12 protein-coding genes are annotated in these 15,524 nt (G+C 76.6%); 7 read left to right on the top strand and 5 right to left on the bottom strand.

Features of this window, described 5'->3' with window-relative positions; translation table 11 throughout:
• Positions 1 to 15: 15 nt before the first annotated feature.
• Positions 16 to 2,397 carry an EAL domain-containing protein gene (locus FHN55_RS02400; protein ID WP_139710429.1) on the bottom strand — a complete coding sequence of 794 codons (2,382 nt, stop codon included), beginning with the start codon at positions 2,395 to 2,397 and terminating at the stop codon, positions 16 to 18.
• 140 nt (positions 2,398 to 2,537) lie between these two features.
• On the bottom strand, positions 2,538 to 2,888 hold the full coding sequence (locus tag FHN55_RS02395) for an antibiotic biosynthesis monooxygenase (protein ID WP_373995692.1): 351 nt from the start codon (positions 2,886 to 2,888) through the stop codon (positions 2,538 to 2,540).
• A 112-nt stretch (positions 2,889 to 3,000) separates the two neighbouring features.
• On the opposite strand from FHN55_RS02395, the gene FHN55_RS02390 reads away from it, so the two are divergent.
• Positions 3,001 to 4,521 (top strand): cell wall-binding repeat-containing protein, encoded by a 1,521-nt coding sequence (locus FHN55_RS02390; protein ID WP_139710427.1) that lies wholly within the window; start codon positions 3,001 to 3,003, stop codon positions 4,519 to 4,521.
• Positions 4,522 to 4,553: 32 nt separating this feature from the next.
• Positions 4,554 to 5,636: a hypothetical protein gene (locus FHN55_RS02385; protein ID WP_139710425.1), complete on the top strand. Its 1,083-nt coding sequence runs from the start codon at positions 4,554 to 4,556 to the stop codon at positions 5,634 to 5,636.
• 19 nt (positions 5,637 to 5,655) lie between these two features.
• On the opposite strand, the gene FHN55_RS02380 is transcribed toward FHN55_RS02385, so the two are convergent.
• Positions 5,656 to 5,868: a hypothetical protein gene (locus FHN55_RS02380; protein WP_139710422.1), complete on the bottom strand. Its 213-nt coding sequence runs from the start codon at positions 5,866 to 5,868 to the stop codon at positions 5,656 to 5,658.
• A 236-nt stretch (positions 5,869 to 6,104) separates the two neighbouring features.
• Between FHN55_RS02380 and FHN55_RS02375 the strand changes: the two genes are divergently transcribed.
• A complete protein-coding gene (locus FHN55_RS02375; protein WP_139710420.1) occupies positions 6,105 to 7,088 on the top strand; it encodes a hypothetical protein in 984 nt (327 codons plus the stop codon).
• A 34-nt stretch (positions 7,089 to 7,122) separates the two neighbouring features.
• On the top strand, positions 7,123 to 7,488 hold the full coding sequence (locus FHN55_RS02370) for a nucleotide pyrophosphohydrolase (RefSeq protein ID WP_139710418.1): 366 nt from the start codon (positions 7,123 to 7,125) through the stop codon (positions 7,486 to 7,488).
• Here the strand turns inward: FHN55_RS02370 and FHN55_RS02365 are convergent.
• Positions 7,478 to 8,203, bottom strand: coding sequence for a class I SAM-dependent methyltransferase (locus tag FHN55_RS02365; protein ID WP_139710416.1), 726 nt, complete (start codon positions 8,201 to 8,203; stop codon positions 7,478 to 7,480). The two genes, FHN55_RS02370 and FHN55_RS02365, sit on opposite strands and share 11 nt — an antisense overlap.
• A 20-nt stretch (positions 8,204 to 8,223) precedes the next feature.
• Positions 8,224 to 9,792, bottom strand: a complete 1,569-nt coding sequence (locus tag FHN55_RS02360; RefSeq protein WP_139710414.1) for a glycosyltransferase family 39 protein — start codon at positions 9,790 to 9,792, stop codon at positions 8,224 to 8,226.
• A gap of 110 nt (positions 9,793 to 9,902) precedes the next feature.
• On the opposite strand from FHN55_RS02360, the gene FHN55_RS02355 reads away from it, so the two are divergent.
• The 3 genes from FHN55_RS02355 (at position 9,903) to FHN55_RS02345 (ending at position 15,517) form a co-directional block, all read left to right on the top strand.
• Positions 9,903 to 11,687, top strand: a complete 1,785-nt coding sequence (locus FHN55_RS02355; protein WP_218974280.1) for a sodium:proton antiporter — start codon at positions 9,903 to 9,905, stop codon at positions 11,685 to 11,687.
• A 72-nt stretch (positions 11,688 to 11,759) separates the two neighbouring features.
• Positions 11,760 to 14,054, top strand: coding sequence for a glycoside hydrolase domain-containing protein (locus tag FHN55_RS02350; RefSeq protein ID WP_180357602.1), 2,295 nt, complete (start codon positions 11,760 to 11,762; stop codon positions 14,052 to 14,054).
• A 128-nt stretch (positions 14,055 to 14,182) separates the two neighbouring features.
• On the top strand, positions 14,183 to 15,517 hold the full coding sequence (locus tag FHN55_RS02345; RefSeq protein WP_218974278.1) for a glycosyltransferase: 1,335 nt from the start codon (positions 14,183 to 14,185) through the stop codon (positions 15,515 to 15,517).
• Positions 15,518 to 15,524: the final 7 nt, after the last annotated feature.

The raw sequence follows: 15,524 nt of genomic DNA, 5'->3' as shown, positions 1-15,524 counted from the left end.
CGGGCGGCGGGCGCGTCAGCGGCGGCGGTGGACCCGCTTCTCGGCGAACATCCGCTGGTCGGCGACGTGCACGAGCGCGGTGACGTCGTCACCGTCGGCGGGGTGCAGGGCCACCCCCGCGCTGACACCGACCGACACCGCACCGAAGGCGGTGCTGACGGGCTCGGTGACGTCCCGGCGCACCTGGGCCACCACCGCCGCGGCCTGCTGCGCCGCCTCGGACGGGTCGAGGCCGGGCAGAGCGAGGAGGAGCTCGTCACCGCCCAGGCGGCAGACCAGGTCGGCGCGGCGCAGGCGCCGGCGCAGGCGGTCGGCGAGGGCCACGAGCAGCTCGTCGCCCGCGGCGTGGCCGTGGGTGTCGTTGACGGTCTTGAACCCGTCGAGGTCGAGCAGCACCACGGCCAGGGCGGTGCCCCCGGCGCGCGCGTCCCACAGCGCGGTCTCCAGGCGCGACTCGAACCGGCGGCGGTTGTCCAGGCCCGTGAGGGGGTCGGTGAACGCCAGCTGCTCGATCCGCGCCAGGTGCGCGGCGCTGCGGTCCCGCTCGGCGGCGAGCTCGCGCTGGGCGCGGACCCGCTCGGTGACGTCCGTCTGCACGCCGATGTACTGCACGAGCACGCCGTCGTCGTCGCGGACCGGGGACAGGTGGATCTCGTTCCACCACGGCTCCCGCTCGGGTCCGCGGTGGTTGAGCAGCACGCCGTTCCACTCGCGGCCCGCGCGGACGGCGGCGCGGATGGAGGCCACGGCGCGCGGGTCGGTGTCAGGTCCCTGCAGGAACCGGCAGTTGCGCCCGAGCACCTGGTCGGCGCTCAGCCCGGTGAGCCTCTCGAAGGCGGGGTTGACGTAGACCAGCGGCTGGTCGGGACGGCGCAGCTCGGCGATGCAGACGCCGCTGGTGGACGCCGCGAGCGCCCGGCGCAGCAGCGCGTCGGTGACCGCGCCGGTCTCGCCGGGCTCGGGCGCGCGTCCCGTCGCGGCGGTGCCCGGGCCGGTACCCGCTCCGGCCGCGCGCGGCGCACGGTCCGGGGTGGCCACCTCGGCCACCGGCACCGGCGCGGGGGCGGGCACGGGCAGCGTCGGGACCCCGTCCTGGGCGGCGACCCGCGCCAGCAGCGCCCGGCCGGCCGCGGCGACGGTGGCGCGCTCGTAGGTGAGGGCGTACTCGAAGCGGCGCGCGGCGTCGGGGCCGTCGTCTCCCAGGTCACGGGCCAGCAGCGCGGCGCTGAAGTGCGGCGCGATGACGACGACGTCCCACTCCCCGCGCACCGGGTCCGCCGGAGACAGCGTGGCGCCGCGGACGCCGGGCATCGGCTCGGCGGGCAGGTCCTCGCCGAGGGCGCAGACGAAGGCGGTGCGCTCGGCCAGGTCGCGGTAGCGCCCGGTGGTGGCGGGGGTGAAGTGCCGGGCCTCCTGGAAGGTGGAGGCCACCACGCACGTGCTGCCCTGCCGCAGCGCCTCGCGCTCCAGCTGCTTGCTGAGCTCCACCAGCAGCTTCTTGGGCGCCTGGCGCAGCTCCACGCCGTCGGGCAGCAGGGCGAACGGGCTGGAGGCCAGCGGGTCGCGCCCGGCGCTCGCCGAGCGGCGCGGCAGCTGCAGCGCACCGGTGGGGAGGTGCTCGGCGGGCACGGCCTGCGGCCTGCCGAACATCCACCCCTGCCCCAGGCCGGCGCCCAGCGCCTGCGCCAGGCGCAGGTGCGCCTCGTGCTCGATGCCCTCGGCGAGCACCAGCGCGCCGCTGTCCTCGGCGTAGGCGTTGACGGCGTTCATCACCTGCGCGACGTCGGGGCCGGGCGCGTCCTGCACGAGGCGCAGGTCGAGCTTCACCACGTCGGGGCGCAGCAGCGGCATGAAGGCGAGGGAGAGCTCCTCGGCGCCGACGTCGTCCAGGGCCACGGCCCACCCGGCCTCCCGCACGCGCTCCACGGTGCGCAGCAGCTCCGCCGGGCGCTTGGCCAGCGCCCGCTCGGTGAGCTCCACGACCACCCGCAGGTGCCCCGGCGCGCTGGCGGCGATCTCCAGGAGGACGTCGAGCGGAGCGCTGTCGAGCACCTCGGGCTCGACGTTGACGAACAGCGACAGCGGCTCCACCAGGCCGTGCACGGCGGCCCCGCGGAACGCGGCCGCGCGGCAGGCCGCGTCCAGCTCCGGCAGCAGCCCGTGACGGCGGGCGGTGCCGAACAGCGCGTCGGGGAGGTGCAGCGGGGAGTCGGCGGGTCCCCGCACGAGCGCCTCGTGGGCGACGACCGCGCCGGTGGACAGGTCGACGATCGGCTGGAACCAGCTGACCAGCCGCTGCTCGCGCAGGAGGCGGCGGAGCTCTTCCGGGTGGCCGGCGGCGTGGTCGAGGGGTGCAGGCCGGGAGGGCAGGTCAGCGACCCTGTCGACGGCAGTCATGGCGGCTCCGAACGTGGTGCTGACCGCCCGAGGTCTCGACCGGCCCTTGAGCATCGGCTCCCCCGACGCTCGCCTTGACCCCCGAGGACCGATCTGCACAACCCCTGGCGCGCTCTGACCTGATCGGCCCCCGCGGTGGCTCAGAGGTCCACCACCTCGAACTCGAGCAGCGCCGACCCGGTGGCGACCGGGCGGCGCGGCGCAGGGCCGCCGTCGCCGTCGCTGTGGGCCACCCGCGGGCTGCCGTCGCGCCAGGCCTCGAAGGCCTCTCGGCTCGCCCACTGCGTCACCACGAAGTAGCGGCTCTCCCCGGCCACCGGTCGCAGCAGCTGGAAGCCCTCGAAGCCCTCCGCGCCGTCCACGGCGTGCTTGCGGGCGGCGAAGCGGCGCTCCACCTCCGCCCCGGCTCCGTCGGGGACGTCGAGGGCGTTGATGACGACGACGGACACGGGCGGACCTCCCAGGTGCGGGCGCTGGCTCAGCCCGATCATCGCGTCCACGGCCGACCCCTGCGCGACCGGGGTCGGCGCGTCGCGGGCGCGTCCTGGGCCGCGTCCGGGCGAAACGACCACGCGCGGCGCTCCGGGTCCCTAGCGTCGGGTCGTGCCGATCGTCCCGGTCCCGCCGCCGACGCAGCCGACGCCTCCGACGACGCCGCGCCAGACCCGCCTCACCGCGCTGGTGCTCGCCGGCGCGCTGGGGGCGGTGGCGGCGGGAGCGGTGCTCACCGCGCCACCCGCGCGCGCCGGGGTGCTCGCCGGGGTGCTCGCCGACGTCACGGCCGCGCAGGTGCCCGCGCAGCAGGCGGCGATCGCCGCCGTCCAGCAGGGCACGGAGGCCGAGCGCACCGCGAAGGGCCTGGACCAGCTCCACCGCGACGCCGCCCTCAACGCCGTCGCGCAGAAGTGGTCGGACCGGATGGCGGCCAGGGCCGACGGCGGCGCCGGCGGGTCGGCGCTGGTGCACTCCCCCGCCGAGCCGGCCTACGACTACACGAAGACCATGCCCGCAGGGTGGCGCGGCGCCGCGGAGAACATCGCCTACAACTCCGGCTCCGGCCCGCAGATGCAGCAGATGTGGATGGACTCGCCCGGTCACCGCGCCAACATCGACAACGGCGCCTTCGACTCCGTCGGCTACGGCATCTCCTACGACCGCGCCGGCCGCATGTGGGGCACCGTCGTCTTCGGCGACTACTACGCGGGCCCGTGGGCTGGCGCCCCCTCGCCCTCGCCGTCGTCCTCGCCGTCGTCACCGTCCCCCGCCGTCCCCACCAGCGTGGTGAAGGGCGAGGACCGCTACCGCACCGGCGTCGCGCTGGCCGCGAAGGTGGCCAGCGCGCCCGCGGCCGCGGTGCTCGTCTCCGGGGAGCGGCTCGTGGACAGCGTCCCGGCGGCGCCCCTGGCCAAGGAGCTCGGTGGGCCCCTGCTGCTCACCACCACCGGCGGGCTCTCGCCGGCGGTCGCGGACATGCTGAGGACCACGCCGTCGATCAGGTCGGTGGTGGTGGTCGGCGGGGAGGCGAGCGTCTCCCCGCGGGTGGTCAGCGACCTGCAGGCGCTCGGGCTGGAGGTGACCCGCGTGGCCGGCGCCGACAGGTACGGCACCGCCCTCGCGGTGGCCGCCCGGCCGGAGCTGGCCGGGAGCACCACCGCCTACGTCGCCCGCGGCAGCGGCTCGCTGGCGGACGCCGTCGCCGTCGGCGGCACCGCCGCAGCCCTCGGCGCCCCGGTGCTGCTGGCACCGCCGCGCGCCGCGGACGTGCCGCCCGCCCTCGCGTCGGCCACCAGCGGACGCACGGTCGTGGTGGTCGGCGGGACCGCGTCCGTGCCCGCGGACGTGGCGGCCGCCCTGGGTGCCGACGAGCGGCTCTCCGGAGACGACCGGTACGGCACCGCCGCGGCCGTGGCCGACCACGCGGTCGCCAAGGGCGTGGCGGTGAAGAGGGTGCTCGTGGCCTCCGGTGACGACGCGCGGCTCGCCGACGCCCTGGTGTCCGGGGCCGCCGGCCAGGTGGTGCTGCTGGTCCGTCCCTCGGGGTGGGGCAGCGCGACCACCGCCTGGATGACCTCGCACGGGGTGGGCGAGGCGCTCGTGGTCGGCGGGTCCACGCCCACCCGCTGACCGCGGCCGCCGCCGGGCCCTACCGTCAGCGCGTGCCCCGCGAGCGCGGCCCCTCCCCGGGAGCCGGTGACGTCGTCGACCTCGACGAGCCCCGGAGCGCGCCGCTGCCCCGCGGCGGCCCGCACGACCGGGCCGACGAGGACGAGGACGACGACGGGCGCCCGCACCGTCGGGTCCGTCCGCGCTGGCTGGCGTCCCGGTGGACCCTGCCGGTGGCCGTCGCGGTGGTCGCGCTGCTGCTGGAGCTGTCGGCGGGCCGTCAGCTCCGTGCGTCCGCGCAGGACGAGCTCGCCCGGGCGGTGCAGCTGAGCGCCGTCCAGCTGGGCGGCGCCAGCGTCACCAGCGCCTACGCCGGGGACCCGTCGACCTACGACGCCCAGGGCCGCCTGCTCACCGTCGTCCAGGTGCAGGTGCTCAACGGCGGCGACCGGCCGGTGCACATCACCGTGCGGGGCACGTCCGAGCCGCTCCTCACCCTCGCCGGTCCGCCGGCGGCCGCCGCCGTGGGACCTGCCGGCAGCAACGTCCTCGCGCTGCCCGTCGCCGTCGACTGCTCGAAGGCGCCCCCCGTGCCGCGCGCGTACACGGGCGCGGAGGACGCCGAGGGCGAGCAGGAGGCGCGGGTGTTCTCCCTCGACCTCGACGTGGCCGTGACCGCCACCGGCGAGGGGCCGGTGGAGCGCCGCCGCTACCTGGTCGCCGACTCGGGCTGGGGCTGGGGCGACATCGCCCAGCAGCTGGCGTACGCCTGCGACCCGGTGTCGTCCGGGGCGCTCTCGGTGTCGATGACCCCCCGCGACGACGGCCGCATGGACCTGCAGGTCCGCAACGACGCCGACACCGGCACCACGGTGGCGCTGGAGTCGACCCCCTGGCTGCGCGCCACCTCCGACGTCGAGCTGCCCGCGCGGGTGCCGGCGGGGAGCCGGCTGTCCGCGGTGGTCTCGCTCGACCCGGACTGCGCCCGCGCCGGGCACCCCTCCGAGGGCGGGCTCGAGCTGCACGTGGACCCGGTGCTGCTCGACGACGACGGCACCAGCCAGCCGGCCCAGTACCCGGGCGCCGCCCCCACGGCGGCGTGGGCGGCGCGCCAGGTGGCGCTGGCCTGCGGCTGAGCCGCCGCTGGTCCTCGGCTCAGGCGCCGCCGAGGAGCAGGTTCCTGCGGAGCTCCTCGAAGCGGTCGGGCGACGGGTCGGCCCCGTGCCCGACGGGCTGGTCGGTGGTCCACGTGCTGGGGTCCGGGCCCTGCGGCAGCGCCCCGAACCGCGCCAGCCGGGCACGAGCGCCGTCGTCGTCCCGCTCGCCGGCCCGCTCGCCGGCACCGTCGCGGGGCTCCTCCTCGGTCATGCGCCGATCGTCGTCCTGCGGCGCTCTCCGGGCAACGCCCTGGCCCTCGCGGACCGCCTCCAGGTGTCGGAACCCTGCCGCGACGCGTCGGAACCCGGCCCCGGTTCCGACAGGTCCAGGCAGGGTTCCGACACCTCCGGGCGGGGTTCTGGCTGGTGGCCCGGGCGGGCGACCCACGCCCGCCGGCGCCTCGCGACGGGGAGCACGCGGCGCCGCGCGGGGTGAGGATGGCGGGCGTGGTGGGCCCCCGGGACGACGTCGAGGAGCTCGACGCCGACCTCGACGGGCCCGAGCCACCCGCTGCCGCGCCATCCGCTGCCGCGCGCCGGGCGGCCGGACCGGGCGCGGCGCGGCGGCGCCGCAGGCGGCTGCTCGTCGTGGCGGGCCTCGTCGTCGTCCTCGTGGTCGCCGGGCTGGTGCGCCAGGCCGTGGTGCGGGACGCGCAGGGCCCGCCCCTGGACGGGTCGGCGTCGGCCACCGAGCTGTTCCCCGCGCTGCGCGAGGGCGGCGCCGCCGGCGCGGGTGACGGCTTCCCCGCGCAGCAGGCCGCCGACGGCCTGGGCGTGGTGCCGGGGACGGCGCACCTGCTCACCGCCACCACGGACCTCCTCTTCTGGGTGGCGCAGGACGACGACGGCGAGGTCTGCCTGGTGGTGCGCACCGCCGGGGAACCGGTGCGGCTGGGCGGGAACTGCGCGCCGCCCGACGAGGCCGCCTCCCGCGGCGTCTCGCTGCCGTCCGGGAACGGCGTCGTCGCCACCCTCGTGCCGGAGGGCTTCGACACCGCGCCCCTGGTGCGGCAGGGCTACGTCCGGCTGGCCGCGGGGCTGTGGGTGGGCGAGGAGACGGCGCAGCAGGTGGCCTCCGACGCCGTCGGCTCCGTCACCGCCCGGCCCGTGGTGCCCACCCAGTCCCAGACCGGCAGCGGGCGGCTGCCGGTGTTCCTCACCCGGGACGCCACGACCTACGCCGTGGTGCTCGCCTGCGTGGGCGTGCCCGACGCCGGCGGGCTGGCCGCGGACCCGACCGCGGCGCTGGCCGTGGACGGCCAGGAGCAGCGCCTGGGCTGCTCCTCCGTCCCCTCCTTCCGCAGGTTCACCGGCGACGGCGGGCCGGTGCGGGTGGACGTCGGCGTGCCGGGCGGGGTCCGGTGGGCGGCCCGGGTGGTGGAGTGCGAGGGGTCGCTGCGCGGCCCGGTGTGCGACCGCGGCGGCTTCTGACCTGCCCGGGTGCAACAGAGAGCACGATGGGCTCGTGCACGTGAGCGAGCTGCAGCAGCTGCTGCGCGACTTCTCCGCCGAGCGCGACTGGCAGCGCTTCAACACCCCGCGCAACCTCGCGCTGGCGCTGGTCGGAGAGGTCGGCGAGGTGGCCGAGCTGCTGCAGTGGCTCACCGACGCCGAGGCCGCCGACCCCAGCGACCAGCTGCGCCAGCGCGCCGGGGAGGAGGTCTCCGACGTGCTGGCCTACCTGCTGCTCCTCGCCGACTCCCTGGGCGTGGACGTGGAGCGCGCCTTCACCGAGAAGCTGGCCGCCAACGCGGAGAAGTACCCGGTGCACCTGGCCCGCGGCAGCTCGGCCGAGCACACCGAGCCGCCCCCGGAGCCGGTCACTCCTTGACGAGGTCGAGGGCGAGACCGCCGGACAGGAACGGCACCCGCTCGAGCCGCCGCTCGAGGCGCTCGGCCCACGGCGGCACCTGCTGCACGGTGCTGGGGAAGATGTAGAGCCGGTCCTTGCCGGCCAGGCGCCACCCGGCGGCCTGGGCGCGGCGCACGAAGTCGCCGGCGTCGAAGGTGCGCTCCCCCGCGGTCACGGTGTGCCAGAGGAAGACGTAGGGGTGCAGCCGGTTCGGCTCCATGGCGCGCCACCGAGCGCCGGGAGCCGCGACGCGGGAGGCCTCGGCGATGACGGCGTCCAGGTCCTCCACGTGGTGCAGCGCGTCGACGCTGACGATGAGGTCCACGGAGCCGTCGGCCGCGCCGGCCGGCAGCGCCTCGCCCGTGCCCACCTCGAAGACCACGTTGGCCAGGCCGAGGTCCTTGGAGCGGGCGTTGGCGAAGTCGACGTAGTTGGGCAGCGGCTCGACACCGGTGAAGCGCCGCTCCGGGTGGCTGCCGGCCAGGCGGCGCAGCAGCGTCCCGGTGCCCGAGCCGATCTCGAGGACCGTGCCGGGCACGCGGCGCAGCACGTCCTCGAAGTACTCGACGCGGCGCCGGGTCATGTGACCCTCGGCGCGCAGGGACTCGTAGGCCTCGGGCTGCTCGTCGTAGCTGGCGTTGTAGCGCCGCTGCTCCTCTGATGACCGAGCGGCCGGGTGGTCGCTGGAGGGCATCGCAGAAGAGTACGGCTCGCTCACTGCGCCACGCCGGGCGGCTCCTGCGACGCGAGCGCGCCGGTGGTGTCGGGGTCTCGGACCTCCCACAGCTCCACCCGCAGCCAGTTGTGGTCGGTGCTGGAGAGCAGGCGGCGGCCGTCCATCACCGCGCGCGCGTTGCCGGTGGTGCGGCCGAGGTCGTCGGTGGCGGTGGCCACGGACCCGACCAGCCACACCCGCCGGTGCGGGGCGAGCGCCGCGACCTTGTCCCCCACGCGGCGCACCTCGAGGCCGCCGAGGGTGTCGCTGGCCTCCGGGGAGGCCACGAGCAGCGGGTCGGCCAGGCGGTCGCTGCCGGCCAGCCCCGGCGGGTAGTACGCCTCGACCATGGGCCTCACGACGTTGCCGACGTAGACCACCGCGTCTCCCTGCTCCGCCTGCGCCGCGATCTGCCGGGCGGCGCCCTCCGGGTCGTCGAAGCCCGCCCGCGCCTGGCGGAACTGCACGCCCGCCGGCACCAGGGACACCAGGAGGACGACGACGGCGGCCGCGGCCGCCCACCCCGCCCAGCGGCGCCCGCGGGCCCGGCGGCGGGCTGCGGCGGGCAGCGCGACCAGGGCCACCGCGGCGAGCACGGCGATGGCGGGCAGGGCCGCGCTGGCGTAGCGCTGGTTGAAGTAGCCGCCCGTGAGCCCGAGCGTGGTGACGGCCAGCAGCGGCATCGGCGCCCACAGCGCCAGCACGAGGGCGTGCTCGGCGCGGCGGCGCAGCAGCAGCACGGCACCCACCACGGCCAGGCCCAGGAGGGGCCACCCGAGGAAGGGGACGTCGCTGGCGAGGCGCCAGAAGGTGAAGTACTCCGGCAGGGTGGCCGGTGCCGGGGGGCGCTCGGCGGCCTGCGCCGACCCGGCGGCGACGAGGCCCAGACCCACCACGCCAGCGGGCGCGGCGCTCGCCACCAGCGCCCAGCGACGCGCGCGGCCCGGCCGCAGCCACACCGCGAAGAACGCCGCCCCCACGGACGGCAGCGTCACCAGCGGGTGCAGGACGACGGCCAGCAGCGCCACCACCGCCAGCACCGGCCACAGCCAGGCGCGGGGGCGGTGGGTGGAGCGCAGGAGGAGCAGCACGGTGACCACCACGCAGGTGAGGGCCATCGGGTACGGGCGGGCCTCCTGCCCGTGCAGGTACACCGCCGGTGCCAGCGCTGTCAGCGCGCCCGCCACGAGCGCTCCCCACGGCCCGGCGAAGCGGCGCCCGAGCACCGCCACCAGCGCCACGAGGACGACGGTCGCCACGGCACCCGGCAGCCGGATCCACCACGACGCCTCGCTGACCGCGAGCCACGGGTGCATCAGCAGGTAGTAGCCGACGAGGCCGGCGTCGCGCTCGGACAGCAGCCCCATCATCTCGCCGACGCCGCGGCCGGCGGTGCTGAGGGTGTAGACCTCGTCGCGCCAGAAGGGCTTGGCGTCGTAGCGGTAGGCGGTCAGCGCGGCGGCCAGCAGCGCGGGGAGCAGCACCGGCAGCCAGCCGGAGCCGGCGCGCCAGCGGGCGCGCCGGGGGGCGGCCCGCTGCGTCGGCGGGTCGTCGAGGAGCGCGGTCACACCCGCGATCCTCCCAGCGAACGCTGGGAGCGGCCCGCCGGTGATCCCGCCCCCGGTCAGCGCGCGGGTCGGGTCGCCGCACCACCGTCCCCGCCTAGGCTGCTGTGCTCGTGACCCTGCCGGTGGAGCCCGAGGTCGTCGTCCTGCTCCTCCTGCTGGTGGTGGGCCTGTCGGCGGCGCTGTCGGAGCGGCTGCGGGTGGCGGCGCCGCTGCTGCTGGTGGCCCTGGGCGCGGCGGTGGCGGCGCTGCCCGGCGTGCCGGCCGTCGAGGTGTCCCCGCAGCTGGTGCTGTCGGGGATCCTCCCGCCGCTGCTGTACTCCGCGGCGGTCCAGCTGCCGGCGATGGGCTTCCGGCGCGACGCCTCCGCCATCAGCGGGCTGTCCGTGGTGCTCGTGCTGGCCAGCGCAGCGTCGGTGGGCGCGCTCATGAGCTGGCTGCTGGGCGTGGGCTTCTGGTGGGGCGTCGCCCTGGGCGCCGTGGTGTCGCCGACGGACGCCGTGGCCACCTCCATCGTCAAGGGCCTGGGCGCCTCGCCGCGGGCGGTGGCCCTGCTGGAGGGGGAGGGGCTGCTCAACGACGCGACGGCCCTGGTGCTCCTGCGCACGTCCGTCGCGGTGGCGGCGGCCGCAGCGGCGGTGGGGGCCGGCACCCCGCAGGGCGCGTCCGAGGGCCCGTCCGTGGGCTCGGCCCTCGGGGACTTCGCGTGGGCGGTGGCCCTCGCCGTCGTGGTGGGCCTCGTGGTGGGCCACCTCGACCTGGCGGTGCGCCGCCGCCTCGACGACCCCGCCGCCGGCACGCTGATCTCCTTCGCGGTGCCGTTCGCCGCGTCGCTGCCGGTGGAGCACCTGGGCGGCTCGGGGCTGGTGGCGGCCGTCGTCGCCGGACTGGTCACCAACCACCACGCGCCGCGCGTGCTGGGCCCGCGGGCGCGGCTGTCCGACGGGCAGACCTGGCGGTCCGCGTCCCTGCTGCTGGAGGGCGGCGTCTTCCTCCTCATGGGGCTGGAGCTGCCGGCGGTGCTGGCGGCCGTGGCGGCCGACCCCGACTCCGGCGGCGGCGTGGGCGAGGTGGGCCTGGGCCACGCCGCGCTCGTGGCGGCGGTGGCCCTGGTGGCCGTGCTGGCGGTGCGGGCGCTGTTCGTCGCGCTGCTGCTGGGGCTGTCCCGGCGGCGCCGGGACCGGGGCCGGCAGGTGCGCGAGAGGTTCAGCGCCTTCGCCGAGCGCTTCGAGGACCGCACGCCGGCGGAGGTCGCGGCCGCCATCACCGCCCGGCGCGCCCTGGCCGGTCCGGCGGGCCGGGTGAGGGGCGGCCTGCGGCGCGGCGGGCTGCGCGGTGCCTGGCGCGCCGCGCGGCGGCGGCCGGTGACCGAGGACGCCGTCGCCAGGATCACCGCCCGGCTGCGGCGCGTGCGCGCCGACCTCGACTACCTGCTCGACGAGCCGCTCGGCTGGCGCGAGGGCGTGGTGGTGGTCTGGGCGGGCATGCGCGGTGCCGTGACCGTGGCCGCCGCCCAGACCCTCCCGGTGGACGCCCCGCAGCGGGAGCTGCTGGTGCTGGTGGCCTACCTCGTGGCCGCCGGGTCGCTGCTGCTGCAGGGCCTCACGCTGCGCCGGGTGGTGCTGGCGGTCGGCTCCACCCGGCAGCGCAGCGAGGAGGAGGAGGCCGCGCAGCGCTCCGCGCTGCTGCAGCTGGTGGCCGACGCGGGGCGCGCCGCCGCCGTCCCGGACGGCACCGACCCGCGCCAGGCGCGGCTGCTGCGGCTGCGCGCGCAGCGCGACGCCCTGCTGGACGCGCGCGACGAGGGCTCCTTCGACGCCGAGGCGCTCTCCCGCGCCCTGGACGTGGTGGACGCCGACGAGATGAGCCTGGTGCTGCGCGGCGGCCCCGAGCGCTGACGGCCTGACGCCCCGTCCACAGTTCACGCGGACGAAACCCGGACGACCCCTGGGTGCCGCTACGTTCTCGCCATCTTCACCGAGATCGATCCCTTCGTCGGGACCGCAGCGACCCGGTTGCCGGCGCCACGCGGTCTCGCCGCTGCGTGGTGGTGGCCCAAGCCGCAGGTGGGCAACACCCACCCCGGCGCCACCAGCCCGCTGGGCATGGTCAGCGCCTGCGCCTACTCGGGGGCCTACCCCACCGGCTACGGCCAGTACGACAAGAGCCTGGAGGGGCTGCCCTCGGAGGTCTTCGACACCCTGCAGGCCTCGGGCTTCACGCACTTCCAGCAGTCGGGCACCGGCGCCATCCGCAAGTACTACAACTACCTGCGCGTCACGCCGATGGTGCAGCCCCTCGACGACCTCGGGCAGAGCTGGGAGCTCAGCGAGGAGACCGCCGAGGCCGGCTACTACGCCGCCACGCTCGAGTCGGGCATCCGCTGCGAGCTGACCGTCGGCCCGAAGACGGCGGTGCACCGGTACACGTTCCCGGCGCACCGCTCGGCGCGCGTCGTCGTCGACGCCTCCTGCGGTGGCCTGGCCATCGAGCACGGGCGGACGGTGCCGCTGCGCGCCCAGGTGGAGAACCTCGGCCAGGGGCGCGCGCAGGGCACCATCGTGGTGGAGGGCGTGCCGCTGTCCTTCGCGCTCGAGGTCGACACCGACGTCCCCGGCCCCTCCGGGCCCGCGCGGCACTCGGCGCCGTGGCGGCCGATGCTCTGGCACGACCGGCGGCTCATCGAGGGCGGCACCCGGCTCGACTTCGACAGGATCCGGCAGACCACGCTGCGGCCCTTCGGCCTGCTCTTCATGGGGGCGGCCCGCGCCGGCCAGACCGTGGAGGTGCGGATCGGCTTCTCCCTGCGCGGGGTGGAGCAGGCCCGCGCCAACCTCGAGGCCGAGCGGGCCTCGCGGCTGCCCTCCGCGCCCGGTGAGCCGGTCTTCGACGCGGTCCGCGAGCGCACCCGGGCGCGCTGGGCCGACCACGTGGGCCGGGTGGCGGTGGAGGGCGGCACGCCCGCGCGCCGCACCGTCATGGCGACGGCGACGTACCACTCGCTCATCAAGCCGTGCATCGCCGACGACGAGAGCCCGTTCTGGCCCTCGGACGGCCCGTTCGCGTTCGACATCTCCACGATGTGGGACATCTACAAGACGCAGGTGCCGCTGCTCGCCGCGATCGCGCCGTCGCGCGCGGCGGACCTGATGGAGTCGCTCATCAGGGTCAGCGAGGAGGAGGGCAACTTCCCCATCGGCTACCGGATGGCGCGCGGCGCGGACCGGTTCTTCCGGCAGGCGAGCGCGCTGGCGCACACGGCCCTGGCGGACGCGCACGCCACCGACCTCGCCCCGATCGACTGGTCGTGGGCGCTGGTGCACATGGACGACGACCTCCGCCGCGGCTACGGCGAGATGTTCATCGACAACGGCGTCGTCCACCCGATCTCGCACACCCTCGACCTGGCCTTCGCGCACCACTGCACCGCGCAGGTGGCGCGGGCCGTGGGTGACCGGCGCCTCGCCGAGGACCTCGCCGAGCGCTCGCTGCGCTGGGTCAACGCCTTCGACGCGTCCACCGGGCTCCTGCGCGACTCGGAGTACTACGAGGGCGGCAAGTGGAACTACTCGTTCCGCCTGCTGCACGACATGGCCGGCCGGATCGCGCTGGCCGGCGGCGACGAGGCCTTCACGGGCATGCTCGACAGCTTCTTCGGGTTCGGGGCCCCAGCGGTGCGCCAGCCCGGGCTGCGCCCCAACGCCGCGGAGATGGCCGCCGGGTACGCCCTCAACAGGTTCGAAGGCCTCAACAACGAGCCCGACATGGAGGCCCCCTGGGCCTACCACTGGGCGGGCCGTCCCGACCGCACCGCCGACGTCGTCCACGCGGCGCTCACCCACCAGTTCGGCACCGGCCGGGGCGGTCTGCCCGGCAACGACGACTCCGGCGGGCTCTCCTCCTGGTACGTCTGGGCCTCGCTCGGCCTGTTCCCGGTGGCCGGGCTCGACCTGTTCCTGCTGTCGGCGCCCGCCTTCGAGCGCGCCGTGCTGGCGGTGCCGGACGGCGAGCTGGTGGTCGAGGCCGTCGGCCACCGGGAGCAGCCCATCAGCTCCGACGCCGGCTTCGACCCCGACGTCCCGCCGTCGTCGTCCAGACCCCAGCACCTCCTCTCGGCGACGCTCGACGGCGAGCCGCTCCCCGGACCGCACCTGTCGATGGCGCGGGTCCACCGCGGCGGACGGCTGGTGCTCCACCTCGGTGAGGAGCCGAACGGCTACGGGCGCGCGGTGCGGCCGCCCTCCCCGGCAGCCCGCCCGCGCTGACGCCCCGGCAGCTCCCCCCGCCAGCTCCCCGCCAGCTCTCCCCGCCAGTCCCACCCGCACCACCGCGCCGGACCCGCCGGGACCGGTGCTCCACCCCACCCGATGCACCCACACCCGAGGAGGACCTCATGACCGGCATGAGCAAGCCCGAGCGCCGTCTCGTCATCCTGGTCCGCGCCGACCCGGTCATCTGCGGCCACTCCGGGGAGGCCCGCAACCTCGCCGAGGCAGCGCTGCTGCGCGGCTTCGACGACGTGCGGATCCTCACCTGGCCGATCGAGGCGCTGCAGGCGGCGGGTCTGCCCCTGAAGCCCCTCGACGCCCTGCTGCCCTACTCCCCCGGCATCACCGTGGAGCGGCCCGAGCCGGTCGGCGACAACCGCGTCCCCGACGGCCGGTACATCGCCGGGCTCGCCGGTCGCCTGGTCGAGCTGCTCGCCGAGGACGTGCCGACCGTGGTGCTGTCGATGTACCTCACGCCGCACACCGACGTCGTCGTCCAGGCGGTGGCGGGGGCGCGCGTGGCGGGCTTCGCCCCGGACGTGCGCACGATGGCCAAGGCCGTCGGGTCCGACATCACCAACGTGGTGTCCAACGCCCTGCGGACGGGCGCCTGGGGCGCCGCGGCGGTGGTGCTGAGCACCTACCTCCAGAACGACGACCTGCTCGCGGTGTCGGAGTTCACCAAGGAGGAGGTGGTGCGCTGGGCCGAGCAGGTCGACGCCCGCACCGGCACCCGGTTCGCGGCCGAGCTCACCGAGCGGGTGCGGATCAGCTACCCGCCGATCGACACCTCCGCCTTCCTCGACCTCGACCCGGCCGCCGTCGACGCCGCGCTGGCGGCCCGCGGCCTGGAGCGCGACGGGTACGTGCTGTTCCTCTCGCGCATCACCCGCGCCAAGGGCGTGGACGACCTCATCAACGCCTACCGCGCGTCGCGCACGCAGGCCACCAAGAAGCTGGTGATCGCGGGGGCGGGCAACGCCGTGGAGGCCGCGCGGGCGCAGATCGCGGAGGTCCCCGGGGACGAGGAGCGCATCCTGCTGCTGACCGACGTCTCCGACGCCGAGAAGCCGCTGCTCATGCGCGGGTGCGCGGCGTACGCGCTGCCCACCAAGCCGGTGCCGGAGTTCGTGGAGACCTTCGGGATCGCGCTGACCGAGAAGATGCTCGCCGGTGGCGGTCCCGTCATCACGACGCTCGTGGGCGGCACGGGCGAGGCGGTCGGCGACACCGCGCTCATCGTCGAGCCGGGTGACGTGGCCGGGCTGACGGCGACGATCGACCGGGCCGTGCTCGACATGGGCGAGGTGGAGCGCCTGGAGCTCGAGCAGCGCGCCCGCGAGCACGCCCTGCGCTTCGACAGGGTGCGCGTCTTCGACGAGATGCTCCCGGCCGAGGAGCCCGTCGCCGAGCAGCAGCACCAGGTCGTCGAGCTCCCCCGCGAGGGAGCTCCCCTCTGAGGCGCGC

It is taken from the genome of Streptomyces sp. NP160 (assembly GCF_006335115.1).
Taxonomy (GTDB): domain Bacteria; phylum Actinomycetota; class Actinomycetes; order Actinomycetales; family Quadrisphaeraceae; genus Quadrisphaera.
The sequence above is the reverse complement of the archived record's forward strand: the minus strand, read 5'-3'. Positions and strand labels throughout refer to the sequence as shown.